The sequence below is a fragment of the Halobacillus sp. AWM4_238 genome (assembly GCF_056158265.1).
Window position 1 is genome coordinate 733,272 of record NZ_JBSWSY010000002.1, and the last position, 17,155, is coordinate 750,426.

General features: G+C 43.6%; 17 protein-coding genes. 14 read left to right on the plus strand and 3 right to left on the minus strand.

From position 1 onward, the window contains the following. Window positions 1–63: 63 nt before the first annotated feature. Window positions 64–558, minus strand: a complete 495-nt coding sequence (locus ACXACN_RS03820) for a hypothetical protein (protein WP_474962456.1) — start codon at window positions 556–558, stop codon at window positions 64–66. 90 nt (window positions 559–648) lie between these two features. Here ACXACN_RS03820 and glsA point away from each other — a divergent pair, with 90 nt between their 5' ends. The 11 genes from glsA to ACXACN_RS03875 all read left to right on the plus strand — a co-directional run bounded on the left by glsA (window position 649) and on the right by ACXACN_RS03875 (window position 13,173). Next, the gene (glsA, locus tag ACXACN_RS03825; protein ID WP_474962458.1) at window positions 649–1,578 is read left to right on the plus strand and encodes a glutaminase A; all 930 of its coding nucleotides are present in this window, start codon (window positions 649–651) and stop codon (window positions 1,576–1,578) included. Between the two features lie 81 nt (window positions 1,579–1,659). After that, entirely contained in the window at window positions 1,660–1,941 is a 282-nt protein-coding gene (locus ACXACN_RS03830; RefSeq protein ID WP_075036512.1) for an Fpa/YlaN family protein, read from the plus strand. Window positions 1,942–2,134: 193 nt separating this feature from the next. After that, a complete protein-coding gene (gene pyc, locus ACXACN_RS03835; RefSeq protein WP_474962459.1) occupies window positions 2,135–5,578 on the plus strand; it encodes a pyruvate carboxylase in 3,444 nt (1,147 codons plus the stop codon). A 443-nt stretch (window positions 5,579–6,021) separates the two neighbouring features. Next, the gene (cyoE, locus tag ACXACN_RS03840) at window positions 6,022–6,957 is read left to right on the plus strand and encodes a heme o synthase (RefSeq protein WP_474962461.1); all 936 of its coding nucleotides are present in this window, start codon (window positions 6,022–6,024) and stop codon (window positions 6,955–6,957) included. A 74-nt stretch (window positions 6,958–7,031) separates the two neighbouring features. Then, window positions 7,032–8,096, plus strand: a complete 1,065-nt coding sequence (coxB, locus tag ACXACN_RS03845; RefSeq protein ID WP_474962463.1) for a cytochrome c oxidase subunit II — start codon at window positions 7,032–7,034, stop codon at window positions 8,094–8,096. A 37-nt stretch (window positions 8,097–8,133) separates the two neighbouring features. Continuing rightward, window positions 8,134–10,005, plus strand: a complete 1,872-nt coding sequence (ctaD, locus tag ACXACN_RS03850) for a cytochrome c oxidase subunit I (RefSeq protein WP_474962465.1) — start codon at window positions 8,134–8,136, stop codon at window positions 10,003–10,005. Continuing rightward, window positions 10,005–10,628, plus strand: coding sequence for a cytochrome (ubi)quinol oxidase subunit III (locus ACXACN_RS03855; RefSeq protein WP_474962467.1), 624 nt, complete (start codon window positions 10,005–10,007; stop codon window positions 10,626–10,628). The genes ctaD and ACXACN_RS03855 overlap by 1 nt, the downstream gene beginning before the upstream one ends. Window positions 10,629–10,631: 3 nt before the next feature. Then, window positions 10,632–10,958 (plus strand): cytochrome c oxidase subunit IVB, encoded by a 327-nt coding sequence (ctaF, locus tag ACXACN_RS03860; RefSeq protein WP_474962468.1) that lies wholly within the window; start codon window positions 10,632–10,634, stop codon window positions 10,956–10,958. Between the two features lie 172 nt (window positions 10,959–11,130). Next, the gene (ctaG, locus tag ACXACN_RS03865) at window positions 11,131–12,030 is read left to right on the plus strand and encodes a cytochrome c oxidase assembly factor CtaG (RefSeq protein WP_474962469.1); all 900 of its coding nucleotides are present in this window, start codon (window positions 11,131–11,133) and stop codon (window positions 12,028–12,030) included. Window positions 12,031–12,059: 29 nt separating this feature from the next. After that, window positions 12,060–12,515: a DUF420 domain-containing protein gene (locus ACXACN_RS03870; protein WP_474962471.1), complete on the plus strand. Its 456-nt coding sequence runs from the start codon at window positions 12,060–12,062 to the stop codon at window positions 12,513–12,515. A 118-nt stretch (window positions 12,516–12,633) separates the two neighbouring features. Then, the gene (locus ACXACN_RS03875; protein WP_474962472.1) at window positions 12,634–13,173 is read left to right on the plus strand and encodes a GNAT family N-acetyltransferase; all 540 of its coding nucleotides are present in this window, start codon (window positions 12,634–12,636) and stop codon (window positions 13,171–13,173) included. A 35-nt stretch (window positions 13,174–13,208) separates the two neighbouring features. On the opposite strand, the gene ytvI is transcribed toward ACXACN_RS03875, so the two are convergent. Together ytvI and ACXACN_RS03885 are read right to left on the minus strand one after the other, a co-directional pair. Beyond that, window positions 13,209–14,267: a sporulation integral membrane protein YtvI gene (gene ytvI / locus ACXACN_RS03880; protein WP_474962474.1), complete on the minus strand. Its 1,059-nt coding sequence runs from the start codon at window positions 14,265–14,267 to the stop codon at window positions 13,209–13,211. 121 nt (window positions 14,268–14,388) lie between these two features. Beyond that, entirely contained in the window at window positions 14,389–14,868 is a 480-nt protein-coding gene (locus tag ACXACN_RS03885) for a YugN family protein (RefSeq protein WP_474962475.1), read from the minus strand. Between the two features lie 208 nt (window positions 14,869–15,076). Between ACXACN_RS03885 and ACXACN_RS03890 the strand changes: the two genes are divergently transcribed. The 3 genes from ACXACN_RS03890 (at window position 15,077) to ylbD (ending at window position 17,078) form a co-directional block, all read left to right on the plus strand. Further along, window positions 15,077–15,505: a CBS domain-containing protein gene (locus ACXACN_RS03890; protein WP_115824840.1), complete on the plus strand. Its 429-nt coding sequence runs from the start codon at window positions 15,077–15,079 to the stop codon at window positions 15,503–15,505. Between the two features lie 131 nt (window positions 15,506–15,636). Next, window positions 15,637–16,653 carry a CAP domain-containing protein gene (locus ACXACN_RS03895; RefSeq protein ID WP_474962477.1) on the plus strand — a complete coding sequence of 339 codons (1,017 nt, stop codon included), beginning with the start codon at window positions 15,637–15,639 and terminating at the stop codon, window positions 16,651–16,653. A 59-nt stretch (window positions 16,654–16,712) separates the two neighbouring features. After that, on the plus strand, window positions 16,713–17,078 hold the full coding sequence (ylbD, locus tag ACXACN_RS03900) for a spore coat protein YlbD (RefSeq protein ID WP_474962478.1): 366 nt from the start codon (window positions 16,713–16,715) through the stop codon (window positions 17,076–17,078). Window positions 17,079–17,155: the final 77 nt, after the last annotated feature.

Here is a 17,155-nt window from a genome sequence, read left to right on the forward strand (position 1 = left end):
TATAGCCTGCGTCAGCTTGCAGATAATATACAAAAAGGACAGCTTAAAAAGCTGCCCGGTGATTTATTGCAATATGATTTTTTTAATTCCTTTGATCGGCTCGGAGCGGTTGGACCCGTCTTTGAAATAAAGGTGAACAGGGCCATGTTCTTGCAAAGGCTTTCCGTTTTCAGCGAAAAGTAAAAGCGAGTCAGATAAAACATCTGCATCAATCACTTCTTCGCCCTCATCTGTAACCAATGCCGCCTTTTTCACATCGGCAGCTGGTTCGCTGGTATGTAGAAAGGGTTTCAGTGGCATGAGGAAGGTGCCTTTCAAGATCCGCTGCTTTTCATAACGATTGATGCTTTTGTTGACAGGGGGGTTGATTTTTTGTTGATAGACTTCTCTGTCAAAGCGGGTAGACTGGCGCTTTAATTCGTCTTCTTCTGTTGATTCTGTTGGTTTTTCTTCGCCTTCGAACACTTCCGAAAACGTCTTCTTTCGATCGTCGAAGATCCAGACCGTAGGGTCGAGGGTAATTGTGAATTTAACATTTCCTGCTATTTGAACAATCATGGCTTTGGCCACCTTTCGAATAATAAAAAGTCATCCATCCAAAATCATAGCAAAAAATGAATTCGATTTCATTAAAGGAGGCATGATCGTTTGATTAAAGATATATCACAAAGTGAACTTCAAGAATGGTTAGATAACGTACGACCTTATGCATACGACGGTCAAGTGGCCAATTATATCCCGGCGCTATCCCGGAGCAATCCAGAAGATCTCGCTGTCGCCATTCATTATATTGATGGAGATACAGTGGAGGCTGGAGAAACGGAAGTACGATTTACACTCCAAAGCATATCAAAAGTCATTTCTCTTGCTTTGGCTCTTATGGACAATGGAGAAAGTTATGTGTTCGATCGTGTCGGTATGGAACCAACAGGGGACCCCTTTCATTCGATTTACCGTCTGGAACAAATTCCATCCAAGCCGCTCAATCCCATGATCAATGCCGGAGCGCTTGCGGTGACAAATATGATCCATGGGGAAACGCCTGATGAGAAAGTTGGACGCTTGTTAAGCTTTATTCATGATTTAACCGATGACCACTCCATCGGTTACAACGAAGAAGTTGCGACTTCAGAATTTGAGTCTGCATTTCTGAACCGGTCTCTGCTTTTCTACATGAAGCAGCATCAAATTGTTACGGGTAGTGTCGAAGAAACCCTTGATGCTTATACGAAACAATGCGCGATCGAGGTAAACGTTTGTCAACTGGCGCGGATTGGAGCACTCCTTGCAAATGGAGGGAAGGACATCCAATCGGGACGCAGAATCATTCCGAGGCATCTTGCGAGAATATGCAAGACATTCATGGTCACGTGTGGGATGTATGACGCTTCAGGCTCATTCGCCATCAAAGTCGGTATTCCTGCAAAAAGTGGTGTGTCTGGATCCGTCCTCGCATCATTAAATGAATTTGGAGGAATCGCTGTTTACGGCCCCAGTCTTGATGAGAAGGGAAACAGTGTTGTTGGTTTGAAATTGTTAGAAATCCTCTCCAATCGTTATGATTTGTCGATCTTCTAATTGTTCATTCCCATGTTGCAATTTATTGTGTTAAACGATAAGATAAATAGAAGAAAGACTTGTACATTGGAGGGGATTTTGATGTTGTCTGATGTGGCTGTGGATCATCGAGAAAAAGCCTATGCCCTTCTAAAAGCTGACGCTGATAAAATATTAAGGTTAATAAAAGTACAGATGGACAATTTGACTATGCCTCAGTGTCCACTTTACGAAGAAGTTTTAGATACACAAATGTTTGGTTTATCCCGCGAAATTCATTTTGCGGTTCGCTTGAATTTAATCAGCGACGAAGAAGGAAAAGCACTTTTGGATAACCTTGAAAAACAGTTGAACGTTTTGCATGAGGCTGCACAGAAGTCATAACATAAGAACTCAAATTGCGACTGGTCGTTGTGATTTGAGTTTTTTTATGTTCATTTTTAGACATACTTAGGGGATGTCGCTTTTATTTTCACTGCTAAATTGTCAGATTAGAAGGAATTTTCGGTTCTCTAGTGGAAACTATGTAACAGAACCGTTCTAATTCTCAAATCATCGACAAGCAGGGAGTGGGATTATGGCAATGACCAAGAAAATCAATAAAGTATTAGTTGCAAACCGCGGGGAGATTGCTATACGGGTCTTTCGTGCGTGTACTGAATTGAACATTCGTACCGTCGCCATCTATTCGCAGGAAGACACAGGGTCTTATCACCGATATAAGGCGGATGAGGCCTATCTGATTGGTGAGGGGAAAAAGCCGATTGACGCCTATTTGGATATCGAAGGAATTATTGAAATCGCTAAAAGTGTGGGTGTTGATGCCATTCACCCTGGATATGGATTCTTGTCTGAAAACATTGAGTTTGCGAGAAGGTGTGAAGAAGAAGGGCTTACGTTTATTGGGCCGACGAGTGACCATCTGAATATGTTTGGAGATAAAGTTAAAGCGAGGGAACAGGCGGTTCAAGCGGAGATTCCCGTTATCCCGGGCAGTGACGGTCCTGTCAGTGGACTGGAAGAGATACAACAGTTCGGTGAAGCGCATGGCTATCCACTTATGATCAAAGCTGCGATGGGCGGCGGTGGTCGAGGGATGCGTGTCGTCAGAAGCGCCACAACCCTTGAGGAATCGTATGATCGCGCTCGTTCGGAAGCACGAGCTGCTTTTGGTAGTGATGAAGTTTATGTTGAGAAACTGATTGAACAACCGAAGCACATCGAAGTTCAAATTATTGGAGATCAGGATGGCAACATCGTCCACTTATATGAAAGGGATTGTTCCGTCCAGCGGAGACATCAAAAAGTCGTAGAGATTGCTCCGAGTGTCAGTTTGAAAGAAGAAGTCAGAGATGCGATTTGTGATGCTGCTGTCAAATTGATGGACAACGTGAAGTATATCAACGCAGGAACCGTTGAATTCTTAGTGACCGGCGATGAATTTTACTTTATCGAAGTCAATCCGCGTGTGCAGGTGGAGCATACCATCACGGAAATGATTACCGGTGTGGATATTGTCCAGACACAAATCCTTGTCGCAGAAGGGTATGGTTTACATAGTGACCGCATTTCCATTCCACAGCAAGAAGACATTGTCACTCATGGCTATGCCATACAATCCCGTGTAACGACGGAGGATCCTCTGAACAATTTCATGCCAGATACAGGAAAAATCATGGCCTACCGTTCTGGGGGCGGTTTCGGGGTGAGGCTTGACGCAGGGAATGGATTCCAGGGTGCGGTCATCTCTCCATATTACGATTCTTTACTAGTCAAATTGTCCACGTGGGCGCTTAGCTTTGACCAGGCGGCCCACAAGATGGTCAGAAACTTGAAAGAATTCCGGATTCGCGGGATCAAAACGAATATTCCTTTTCTGGAGAATGTCGTTCAACATAAGCAGTTCCTATCGGGAGAATATGATACGACCTTCATCGATCGATCTCCAGAGCTTTTTGTTTTTCCGAAACGAAAAGACCGTGGGACGAAGATGTTGTCCTACATTGCTGATCGGACCATCAATGGTTTTGAAGGGTACGGCAACCGCAAGAAACCAAGCTATTCAAGGCCGAGAATTCCAAGCATCAAGCACTCGGAACCAATTCCAAAGGGAACGAAACAGATTCTTGAGGAAAGAGGGGCGGAAGGTCTTGCTTCCTGGCTGAAAGAAAGGGAGGAAGTGCTGCTTACAGATACGACTTTTAGGGATGCCCACCAGTCATTGCTTGCTACCCGTGTACGTACAAAGGATATTGAAAATATAGCCGAACCGACGGCTCGTCTATTACCAGATTTGTTCTCATTAGAAATGTGGGGAGGGGCAACGTTTGACGTCTCTTACCGTTTTTTGAACGAGGACCCATGGGAGCGTTTGCTTAAATTGAGAGCAAAAGCTCCGAATGTCCTTTTCCAAATGCTTCTAAGAGCATCCAATGCGGTCGGATACAAAAATTATCCCGACAATGTGATTCGTGAATTTGTCGATAAAAGTGCGTCTGCAGGAATTGATGTTTTCCGGATTTTCGACAGCCTCAATTGGGTGGAAGGCATGAAGCTTGCGATCGATTCTGTCAGGGAGAGCGGAAAAGTAGCGGAAGCGGCGATGTGTTATACCGGAGACATTCTTGATAGCAGCCGGCCGAAGTATGATCTGGCCTACTATAAAAAGCTTGCGCTCGAACTTCAGGAAGCAGGAGCTCATATTCTTGGGATTAAAGATATGGCCGGCCTCCTTAAACCAGAAGCTGCTTATCAGTTGATCAGCTCATTGAAGGAAACCGTGGACATCCCGATCCATCTTCATACACACGATACGAGTGGGAATGGTCTGTTCACCTATGCAAAAGCGATTGAAGCGGGAGTGGATGTTGTTGATGTCGCTACTGGTTCAATGGCTGGCTTGACCTCCCAGCCAAGTGCGAACAGCCTTTATTATGCTCTCGAGGGTAGTGAACGGAAACCGAATCTGGACATCTCCGCTTACGAGGAGCTCGGGCATTATTGGGAGGATACGAGAAAATACTACCAGGATTTCGAAAGCGGCATGATGGCTCCACATACAGAAGTGTATGAACACGAAATGCCAGGTGGCCAATACAGCAACTTGCAGCAACAAGCAAAAGCGGTCGGTTTAGGACATCGCTGGGATGAAGTAAAGTCGATGTACCGCCGGGTGAATGATATGTTTGGAGATATCGTCAAAGTTACACCATCGTCTAAAATCGTCGGTGACATGGCCTTGTATATGGTCCAGAACGATTTAAACGAAGATGACATCTATGAAAAAGGGGATTCGATTGATTTCCCTGACAGTGTCGTTGAATTCTTCCAAGGTTATCTTGGACAGCCCTATGGCGGCTTCCCGGCAGAACTTCAAAGGATTATATTGAAAGGAAGGGAACCCCTTACGGTTAGGCCGGGGGAGCTGCTGGAACCGGTTGATTTCAACAATATGAAGGAGACACTGTTCCACTCCCTCGATCGTCAAGTCACCAGTTTTGATATGATCAGTTATGCCCTGTACCCGAAAGTGTTCATGGAACATCATAAGTTTCGGGAGCAGTATGGTGATATGTCGGTTCTAGACACACCGACGTTTTTCTACGGGATGAGACTGGGCGAAGAAATGGAAGTGGAGATCGAGCAAGGAAAGACTTTAATCGTGAAGCTTGTCTCAGTTGGAGAGCCACAAATTGACGGAACCCGGACGGTATATTTCGAGCTGAATGGTCAACCTCGTGAAGTCGTTGTGAAGGATGAAAACGTTAAAGCTTCCGTTCAGCAACGCCCGAAAGCTGATAAATCCAACAGCAAGCATATTGGAGCAACGATGCCGGGAACAGTCATTAAAGTGTTGTCTAACAAAGGGGAAGATGTTAAGAAAGGCGATCATCTCATGATTACGGAAGCCATGAAAATGGAGACGACCGTTCAAGCCCCATTTGATGGAGTCATCAAAGACATTTATGTGAAGAACAATGAAGCCATCCACGTGGGTGATTTACTAATTGAATTTGAATAACATTCAAAGAGAGGAAGCTTATACATGCTTCCTTTCTTTTTTTTGTTAGCCATTAGACCTTCCTCATTTTTTCATATCGTTTTATATCTATTTTAATGTCGAAAGTTCTGAAAAAAACTTGCAATGTTTGACAGGGTTTGCTAGAAATATAAGGGTGCGCGTCAGGAAGGGTTTTTGCTTTTGTTAAGGGTTTCTGTCCGGCAGCGTTAAAATAGCTGAGAATGGTAGATACTAAGAGTGACTAGCGTTTCACAAAGTTGTCACAAATAAATAAAATTGTTGAGTTTAAATAGATAGAACAACAATTACATGATACAATTATTTTGATGTTTCTTGTCATCCTAGTTTGATGCAAGTATGGAAATAGCCCTCAGTGAATCAGCTGATGAATAATGATTCACATGGTCCGTTGAAGAGGGTGGTAGAAGGAGGAAGAGAATACGATGGACAATCCAAGAACAGTCGAATCTGCTTCTACAGAAATGATCCAAACGAAAACCAATGACCATTCTTTGTTAGCTGATATAAAGAGCTTGATCAAAGTCGGTATCATTAACTCGAATTTGATCACTACATTTGCAGGATTTTGGCTGGCTCTCCATTATACAGGTACATTATTTTTTGATCAGTGGGTCACTTTCCTGCTGACGATGCTCGGAACCGCTTTCGTAATTGCCGGCGGTTGTATTCTTAACAATTGGTATGACAGGGACATTGATCCAATCATGTCACGGACGAATAATCGTCCGACCGTGACAGGAACGATGTCTTTATCATTTATAAAAACATTGGGGATCAGCGTATCCATTCTCGGATTTGTCACTTTGCTCCTCACTACATGGCAAGCAGCTTTGTGGGGCGCATTTGGTTGGTTCGTCTACGTTGTTCTTTACACGATGTGGTCCAAAAGAAAGTATACGATTAATACAGTAGTTGGAAGCTTCTCAGGAGCTGTCCCGCCATTAATCGGATGGGCTGCTGTGGACCCAGGCTTGCAGTTGGAAGCTTTGATTCTGTTTCTTATTATGTTTATCTGGCAAACCCCGCACTTCCTGGCATTAGCCATGAAGAAGAAAGATGAGTACAAAGCAGCAGGAATCCCTATGCTGCCAGTTGTTCACGGGTTCGAGATGACAAAACGTCAGATTGTCGTTTATGTCGCTTGTTTGCTTCCATTACCGATTTATTTGGCTTCTCTTGGTACCGTTTTTCTAATTACAGCTTACGTGCTCTCCATTGGCTGGTTGGCTTTAGGGATCGCAGGCTTCTTTATGAAAGACGACTACAAGTGGGCGACATGGATGTTCATCTTTTCATTGAACTATCTGACAATCATGTTTTTCATGATGGTCATCGTCACTTTGCCATTCCCATTTTAAAGAACTGACCTCCTATTTGGAGGTCAGTTTCTATAATAAAAAATTGCATTTCAAGAGAAAGAGAGGTATGACGCATGAGAGGTTGGATGGGAAAATTCCGTTCATTATTCTTATTTGGTGCTTTGACCATGCTCCTTACCGGGTGTGGGATTGAAAACATCAGTGCACTAAAACCCAAAGGATATGGCTCGGAATTATTATTTGATCTTATGTTGATCAGTATTGCGATAATGATTTTCGTTTTCGTAATCGTTATGGCCATTTATGCTTTTGTTCTTCTGCGTTACCGTGAGAAGAAAGGGCAGGAACACATCGTTCCGAAACAAACAGAAGGGAACAAAGCTTTGGAAGTGATTTGGACAGTCATTCCAATCATTTTGCTACTAGTGCTGGCAATCCCTACTGTACAAGCGACTTTCGACCTCGCTGATCAATCAACGCAAGGAGATGAAGGCGTTATAACGGTCGATGTCACAGGTAACCAATATTGGTGGCAGTTTGACTACGCAGATCAAGAGATCTCAACGAGTCAAGAAATCTACATCCCTACAAATGAAAGGGTATACTTAAACATGAAAGCCAGTGACGTCATCCACTCCTTCTGGGTACCGGCTATTGCAGGTAAGATGGATACCATTCCTGGTGAGAACATGAACACTATGTACTTAGAAGCTTATGAAGAAGGGGTTTACGAAGGCTTTTGTGCTGAACTTTGCGGACCTTCCCACTCCCTGATGTACTTCAAAGTAATCGCTGTCAGCCCTGATGAGTTCGATCAATGGGTAGAAGACATGCAGAACATCGATCCTGAAGCAACGCCTGAAACGACAACAGCTCAGGAGGGTCAAGAGTTGTTCAATAATAACTGCATGAGTTGTCACGCAATTGGTGGCGCGTCAGCTGGTGTAGGACCGAACTTAGGCAACTTCGCAAACCGCGAGAAAATTGCTGGAATTCTGCAGCCTTCGAAAGAAAATCTTGTGGATTGGATCGTCCATCCGGATGAAATCAAGCCTGGGAACCAAATGCCTGCAGAGCTTGTTTCGGAAGAAGATGCAGCGAAAATTGCCGATTATCTTCTAGAGTTGGATCACTCGGATGTTGGAAATGATCTAGAGATGCAAAGCGTCGAAGAGTAAGCTTTATCAGAAAGAGGTTGAAAAGGGAGGTTAAAGCGTGAGTACTGCAGTAGCACAAAAACGTGGGCTCGGCGCTGTGATTTGGGATTACCTAACAACAGTAGACCACAAGAAGATTGCACATCTTTACTTGGTCTCTGGGGGGTTGTTTTTCCTAATCGGTGGGCTCGAAGCCATGATAATTCGTATCCAGTTGATGAAACCAGACAATGATTTCATTTCTGCTGGACTTTACAATGAAATGATCACGATGCACGGTACGACCATGATTTTCTTAGCGGCCATGCCGCTCATCTTTGCCATTATGAACGCCGTTGTCCCCTTACAGATCGGGGCAAGGGACGTTGCTTTTCCATTCTTGAACTCCTTAGGATTTTGGTTGTTCCTATTTGGAGGACTTTTACTGAACGTATCCTGGTTTACTGGTGGTGCACCGGATGCCGGTTGGACCAACTATGCACCATTATCGACGACCTCACCCGGGCACGGGGTAGACTACTATGTCATGGGTCTGCAAATATCCGGTGCGGGTACGTTAATTGGTGGTATTAACTTCCTTGTAACGATTGTAAACATGAGAGCACCAGGTATGACGTATATGCGTATGCCTTTGTTCACATGGTCTGTGTTCGTAACAAGTACGTTGATTTTATTCGCTTTCCCTGCTTTGACAGTAGGACTATTCCTAATGATGTTTGACCGTATGTTCGGATCTGCATTCTTTGATGTTGGTCTCGGTGGTAATGCCATCATCTGGGAGCACTTGTTCTGGATCTTCGGTCACCCGGAAGTTTACATATTGATTCTTCCGTTGTTCGGAGCTTTCAGTGACATCTTTTCGACATTCTCTAAGAAACGTCTTTTCGGTTATTCCGCCATGGTATTTGCAACCGTATTGATCGGTTTCTTAGGATTCATGGTATGGGCTCACCACATGTTCACCGTTGGTATGGGACCAATTGCCAACTCAATCTTTGCTGTTGCTACAATGGCGATTGCCGTACCTACAGGGATTAAGATCTTCAACTGGTTGTTTACGATGTGGGGCGGACAAATTCGCATGACGGCTGCGATGCTGTGGTCCATCGCCTTTATTCCATCGTTTACGATCGGGGGAATGACTGGGGTTATGCTTGCTGCAGCTGCTGCTGACTTCCAGTATCACGATACGTATTTCGTTGTCGGACACTTCCACTACGTCATCGTTGGTGGGGTAGCCTTTGGACTATTTGCTGCTCTACACTACTGGTGGCCGAAGATGTTCGGTAAAGTTCTTAATGAGAAACTTGGTAAATTGGCATTCTGGCCGTTCTTTATCGGTTTCCATTTGACTTTCTTTATCCAGCACTTCCTTGGTCTTATGGGAATGCCTCGTCGTTACTGGGTTTTCCTTGAAGGACAAGGGCTTGCTACAGGGAACTTGATCAGTACAATCGGTGCCTTCTTCATGGCGATCGGTACGATCATTTTCTTAATCAACGTCGTTTACACGTCAGTCAAAGAGAAGAAAGCGGATGCAGATCCTTGGGAGCATGGCCGTACTCTAGAGTGGTCGATTCCATCTCCACCTCCACACTACAACTTTGTTCAAACACCACTTGTACGTGGCCTTGACCCACTTTGGGTTGAGAAGATGGATGGAAAAGAAGGGATGACACCTGCAGAACCACTGGGTGATATTCACATGCCGAATGCTTCCATTCTGCCATTTACGATCTCTCTTGGTACATTCATCGCTGGTTTTGGTTTTATTTACCAAGTCGATGACCCGATGTGGTTGATTGCTGTCTTTGCCGGTATGGGACTAACACTTGGTTCTATGCTGACCCGTTCACTGAAAGATGATCTGGGACACCATATTCATAAAGAAGAACTTGAAGAAGATATTAAGAAGGGGGTTGGCAAATAATGAGTTCAGAAGACGTACTCAATCCTAAACGAATGCCGCACGATCCGGAAAAAGCCACCCTTGAAGGTAGAAACAAATTCCTTGGCTTCTGGTTTTTCCTTGGTGGAGAAACTGTATTGTTTGCCAGTCTATTCGGTACGTACCTTGCGTTGAATGGTTCGACGCAAGGGGAAAACACACCAGAGCATCTGTTCGGGTTGGAGCTTGTGTTCATTATGACGATGCTCCTTCTGACTAGCTCGTTAACAAGTGTCTATGCCATGTACCACATGAAAAATCATGACTTTCAAAAAATGCAAATGTGGTTGGGGATAACGGTTGTTTTGGGACTTGGATTCCTTGGCATGGAGATCTATGAGTTTTATCATTATATCCATGAATATGGATTCACGTTCCGTTCTTCCGCCTTTGGATCAGCGTTTTACACGCTTGTCGGTTTCCACGGAGGACACGTTCTCTTTGGGCTAAGCTGGATTGTAGCGCTTATGATCCGTAACCAGAAGCGTGGATTGAACTTATATAACGCGCCGAAGTTTTATATTGCAAGCCTCTATTGGCACTTCATCGACGTTGTATGGGTATTCATCTTTACAGTTGTGTATCTTATGGGAAAGGTGGGTTAATCCATGGCCGATCAATCACATTCTAAACCCGTTCATCACCGGGAGTATGAGAAGAAGCAGCATCGTGAAGAAATGAAGCAACAGGTCCTTACTTTTGCCTTGATGATCTTGTTCACGTTTATTGCTTTCGGAATGGTCATAATGGAAGTGAATTCCTATTTCATCATTCCGACATTGATTATCCTTGCTGTTGTTCAGGTAGCCTTTCAACTTTATTACTTCATGCACATGAAGAATAAAGGCCATGACATGGTTGCTGTCATGATGTACGGAGGTGCGGCTGTAGCTGCATTGACGATCATTACGTTCACATCCATCATCTGGTGGTAAGTCTATAAGATTCAACAAAAAAGACCGGGCCTTCCGGTCTTTTTTGTTTTTTTCCGTGCGAGATATGACTAAATTATGAACAATAGATGAATTCCTTATGCGCGCTCGTTTTTTCGTCGATAATTAGGTAAAATGGAGAAGTACAAGTAAAACAATCTGGGGTGAGACACCAATGTGGTTAGAACTTCAAATTTTTGGTTTCCGCGCTTTATGGAGTCCGTATTTTTTCGTGTTCGTTCTGTTATTATCAGCGCTGTATTTTTACATAACAGGGCCTGGGCGTAAAAAAGGGACGGAGCCTCCGAGTGCGTTTCAGCAATTCATGTTTTATAGTGGGATGTTGCTTTTATACATCGTCAAAGGCTCTCCTGTAGATTTGCTTGGTCATATCATGTTTACAGCCCACATGAGTCAAATGGCCATTTACTATTTGCTTTTTCCGATCCTGGTTATCAAAGGTCTTCCGGTATGGATATGGGAAAAAGTTTTCGCTGCGAGAGGAATTAAGTCCGTGCTGCGTCTTCTTACACGGCCATTGATTTCTTTGCTCGTTTTTAACGGGCTGTTTTCCATGTATCACATGCCCGTCGTTTTCGATTATGCAAAATCTAGTGACCTGGCACATACTGTGATCACAACCATCATTTTGTTTGTCGCTTTTTGCATGTGGATTTCTGTTTTTCCACCATTGGAGCGTTTGGATAGGCTAAGCCCGATATTAAAAATTGGGTTCATTTTCGCCAATGGTGTATTAATTACACCTGCCTGTGGTCTGATTATCTTTGCTGGTGCACCGCTTTATGAAACATATTCGGAAGCAGGAGCATGGATGCAGGCAATGAGCTTGTGTGTCCCGGCAGATGTTCTGAGCGGCCTCGCATCCAACTTGAATGGTCCCAATTATTTTACACCTATGCCTTTGGTTGAAGATCAACAGTTAGGTGGAATTATCATGAAGATTGCGCAGGAAGTGATTTTCGGTGCGATCATCGCCTATATTTTCTTTAGTTGGTTCAACAGAGAAAGAGATACGATTGATCCGCTGCCAAGTCAAATACAGACAGAATCTTAGAGAGTTGTTAGAGGGGAAGAGGTGGAAGTATGCCGTTATTGCCTACACTTAGTACATTTTTCATAGTTTTAAGCGCTGTACTCGTCGCAATTGGATGGGTACTGATTGTGAAAAATAAAAGAAGTTCTCATCGGAATGTGATGATTGCAGCTGCCATTAGTGCTTTGACTTTTTTCATCATTTATCTGAGTCGTACCATTTTTGTCGGGAACACAAGTTTTGGAGGACCGGATGATGTGAAGATTTTTTATACGATCTTCCTGATTTTTCATATCTTACTTGCAACGGTCGGAGCGGTTTTCGGGTTAGTGACTTTAACATACGCGTTTAAGCGTAGAATAAAAAAACACCGTAAAATCGGACCAGTCACAAGTATCATCTGGTTTTGTACCGCTGTTACAGGAGTTGCGGTTTATATGCTGTTATACATTATATACGATGGCGGTACGACGACAAGCATGATAAAAGCGATCTTAGGCACGTAAATAAAAACAACGAATCGGGATGCGATTCGTTGTTTTTGGTTTACATTGGAATGGTATGGGGAACGAGTGTATGGATGCGTATGTTTCCGTATACATAATAGGAAAGGGATGACCTACAATGGAATTGAAGACAGAGAGATTACAGCTGTTCCCGATTACGTTAGACCTTGCACAGACCCTAATGAAGAATTCGCTCGCCTTCTACTACAAGTTCCAACTACCATGGAATAAAAACTGGCCGCACGACGGCCTGAAAGCACTGATGCCTATGTATGCAGAACGGTTAGAAAACAATGCTGATGAATTGGGGTTTGGGCCATGGGTCATGATTGATTCCGCAGGGGAGCACGTGATCGGTGATATCGGATTCAAAGGCAAACCAGACAGTGAAGGCAATATAGAAATTGGTTATCATGTAGTTGCCTCCGAACGAAATTACGGCTATGCTTCAGAAGCCGTTCAAACTCTCTGTGACTGGGCTTTCAAGCATCCGGGTGTCAAGGGCATTGAAGCACAATGTGATAAAGAAAATTTTGCTTCTCAAAAAGTGCTGATCAATAATGGATTCAACCATACAGGGAGAAGCATGGATATCCTTGTCTTTAAAAAAGAGAAAAAGATTCACCAACAGGAAAATACGGCAAATAAAGAATTATAAAAAACCTGAAGCCATGGCTTCAGGTTTTTTATTTCTCATAATTTGTAATTCCATCGAATAATACCTGCTTCTTTTGCTGAGTTGAAGGCAATTACGACGAGAGGACCGAGGATGAATCCGAGAAGTCCAATCAGTTGTAAGCCTAAATACATAGCAATTAATGTGGCGAGCGGGGACAATCCAATGTGTCGTCCCATAACCTTCGGTTCGACGGTCCTGCGAATGGCGAGAAGTAGTATGGCTAATAACCCCAGTTTTGTACCCATGGCAATATCTCCGGCAATGAGCATATACAAAGACCATGGTCCCAAAATAACGATGGAGCCAATGATCGGGATGAAATCGATCCCCCAAATAATGAGCGACATGATTAATGCAACATCTGGCGCTATCCATAACAAACCGATCAACGATACGACAAAAATGATGATACTGACGAGAAACTGTGCTTTTAAGAACCCGAACACGACGTAGGAAAGACGAGCGTTCATGAATTTCACTTTTTCGGATGTTGCTTCTGTGAACTGGTCGTGCATCTTATCTCGCAAACGTGGAAGTTCAAGCATAAATAAAAACAATGCAATTAAATAAACGAGAAAACTGACGAGCAGCTCGGGTATTTTCGCTGCCACAGCAGCGATGTTGGACAACTGAAGCTTCTCAGTGATCGCTGTCGTCGTCCGGTCAATGGCATTCATGATTTCTGCCGTTACTTTATCCACGAATTCTTTCGGCATGGATTGTGAAAAACTGGCCATGTGATCTTCCCAATCCAATAGCACATTGTTGATTTGGTTGATGTACTGCGGGGCATTGTCTGCCAATTGTACAATTTGTGTGACGGCACGGGTCACAGCGAATGTTCCTAAGAGTCCAAGGAAGACCAGGAACAGTAAAAAAACAATCGTCACGGACATTTTCCGGTTGATGCGAAACCTGAATTGAATCAGCCTTACAGCAGGGTTTAAAAACAGGGCCGTAACGAAAGCTAATATCAATGGAATAGAGACAGGTAAGATGAAATAGCCTGCGATGATGAGTAGGACGGATAATAAGATTAATATCCACTGTTTTTTTGTTAGATAACGGAACAATTTATGTATAAGTCTCCTTTCCCCCATAAACCGATCATGAGTTCACTCTTTGCTTCCTTTTAAAAAAGTCGCTCACCATACAATGATGTGCGACTGTTGTTCACCCTTAGGGAGTGAATGATTATATACGGCGATCGGAATCTGAAGATAGTTCTTCCACTTTCTTAAGAACTTCTTCGTTCTCATTCTCTTCTGCCCATTTTTTCAGCTTGTCCAAGACAACATGCTCTGGAACTTGACTGTGGTATTTCTTCGCTGGCTGCTCCACTTTGGACACCAATGATTTCGCTTTGGAAATAATGCTGTCTGTAAACCCTTCCTGGTGGCCATATTCGACGCCGTGAGGGTAATAGTGGCGGCCTAGAAGCGGTTTCATCAAACGGACAACAGCATCTCCCTTATCGACATCGCCTTCAAGTGCAAATCCTTGGATTCGGATGTAATAAGTAATGTTTTTTTCGGGAGCGGGCAGTTTATAATCGTACGTGACACGCTCATAATCCCAGGATCCTCCGAGGATGAATCCATTACTTTCCATGATTTCTGTCAATGGCTTGTAGTCAACAACGAGACCTTCAATCCCAGTGCCTTCTAATTTCATTTGTTCCACCTCGCAATTGTTATGTATCTTACCTTATTTTAGTATGAAAAGGTAATGCTTGCAATTTTGGCATGACATACGTCCTGCCACAGGTTTAATATCTGTGATTACGTTATCATTATACTATAAAAGGAAACCGGATGCATGTAATAAATTCTGCAAAGAGGGGACAATAAACATTGATCATGATTTAAGAGGAGGATCTTTCATGAAAAGTGTAAAAGATATCATGACAAGCGATGTCTCCATCTGTCATACGAATGACCAGTTGAGTGACGCAGCTTCTATGATGAAAGAAAAGAATGTCGGCGCTATTCCTGTCTGTGATGACCAAGGCAACGTCATGGGTATGGTAACAGACCGTGACTTAGTCATTCGTGGGTATGCAGCGAAAAAACCTGATTCTACACCAATTCAACAAGTGATGAGCGATCGCATGTACAGCTGTACACCGGATTGTTCCTTAGAAGAGGCGAGTAGAATCATGGCCGAGCACCAAGTCCGTCGTCTTCCTGTTGTCGAAAACGGAAAACTGTCTGGCATCATTTCTCTTGGTGACTTGTCGACAGAAGAAATGTCCGACCATGCAGCAGGAGTCGCCTTGCAGGATATCTCCGAGCGTCCTGAGCTTCACTAATTTCATGGGTCTGCTTCTATAGGAGCAGGCCTTTTCGTATGGTTTTAGCGCATGATTATTTCATTCTAATCATAGCCTTCAACCGAATCGCTTATACATAAAATAAAATGCTCTTTGATGAGGAGTCAGACATGTTAAAAAAATCCGTGGTCCTATGTTTATTCATTTTTTTAATCGTCGGTTTGTTTTTCCTCTTGAATCCTCCTATAGACGAACCGGTGGTCGAAAAGTTTTCAGACCCTACGATAGAAACGGCGGGGAAACTGCAGGATGAAAATGAAACGGAGTTTTTTTCTTACCGTGGGTTGTCCTCCAACGAATTATTGCATGAAATGGGAGAGCCACTGAGAAAAGATCCTAGTGAATATGGGTATGACTGGTGGGTGTATGGATCACAAGAATCCATCGAGATGCAGTTTGGTATTCAGGATAGAGAAGTCGTCACAGGGGTTCTTTTCAAAGAGGGGATAGGGCCTGTTCGCATTCACGATTCTTACAAAGACGTGTCTGAATCCTTCCCTTTTGAATCGTCCTATCGTTTGGATAGTGAAGGAGCTTATACGCTGAAGCTGACAGAAAAGGATATCGCTGAAAAACCCGTCATTTCTATAGGAGATCGTTGGACGGCCCAATTATATTTTGACCAGGTAACGAATGAAGTCTTTGCGGTACGGATGATAAGGAATGATATTCTTCTCAAGCACCAGCCCTACAAAGTTGTTTATCGGGGCACCCTTCCTCATCAAGAGGTTTTGGATAAGAAGGCGTGGGGGAAGGTTGAAGATGGAATGGAAGCACAAATCTTCTCCATTACGAACCGTGTCCGTGCTGTCCATGATGCCGGTTCTCTTATGGAACATGAAGAAGCCTCTTTTGTTGCTTATGGACATAGCAGGGATATGGATGAGAACAATTATTTTTCCCATTATTCTCAGAATGGAGACGGTTTGAAAGAACGGCTGGGTAACATTTTATATGTCAGAGCTGGTGAAAACATTGCATCTCAATACGTGGACGCCACTGCAGCTGTCCATGGTTGGCTGAACAGTCCAGGGCACAGGAAAGCACTGTTGGATCCTCATTATACACACCTCGGTGTCGGGGTACATCAACGATATTATACACAGAATTTCTTGACTGTCCCATGAACGCCTGTTTCTTTTCTGCATAGGCTATACTGTAGTTCTTACAGTGAGGTGTAAAAGGTATGAGTACAAATGAATTGCACCCGAGCGTCCAGCAGTTCAAAGCCTTTGTCAACAAACACCCAAAAGTGAAGGGACAGTTGAGGAAAAATCATAAATTGATCCAAAGCTATTATGAGAAGTATATGATCCTCGGCGAAGATGACCCTTTTTGGGAATCCCTGCCATCGGTGAAGAAGGAAAGTGCTTCTGCGAAGATGGACTGGATCAAACAGCTGGGTGTCATGATGGAAGATATCAATTGGGAAGAAGTTTCAAGGCAAATCGATGAACTGAACGGAGCCATCGGTCAATTTCAGCAGCTGATCACGAACGTCAAGAAAGATTCCGGCAAAAACCAGAAAGAAATGGAATACCCTTATTATTAAACCTAAGGCAGGTGGAAACTTTCATTTCCATCTGCTTTCCTATTTGATAAGATAGAAGATGGAGGTGGACATGTACT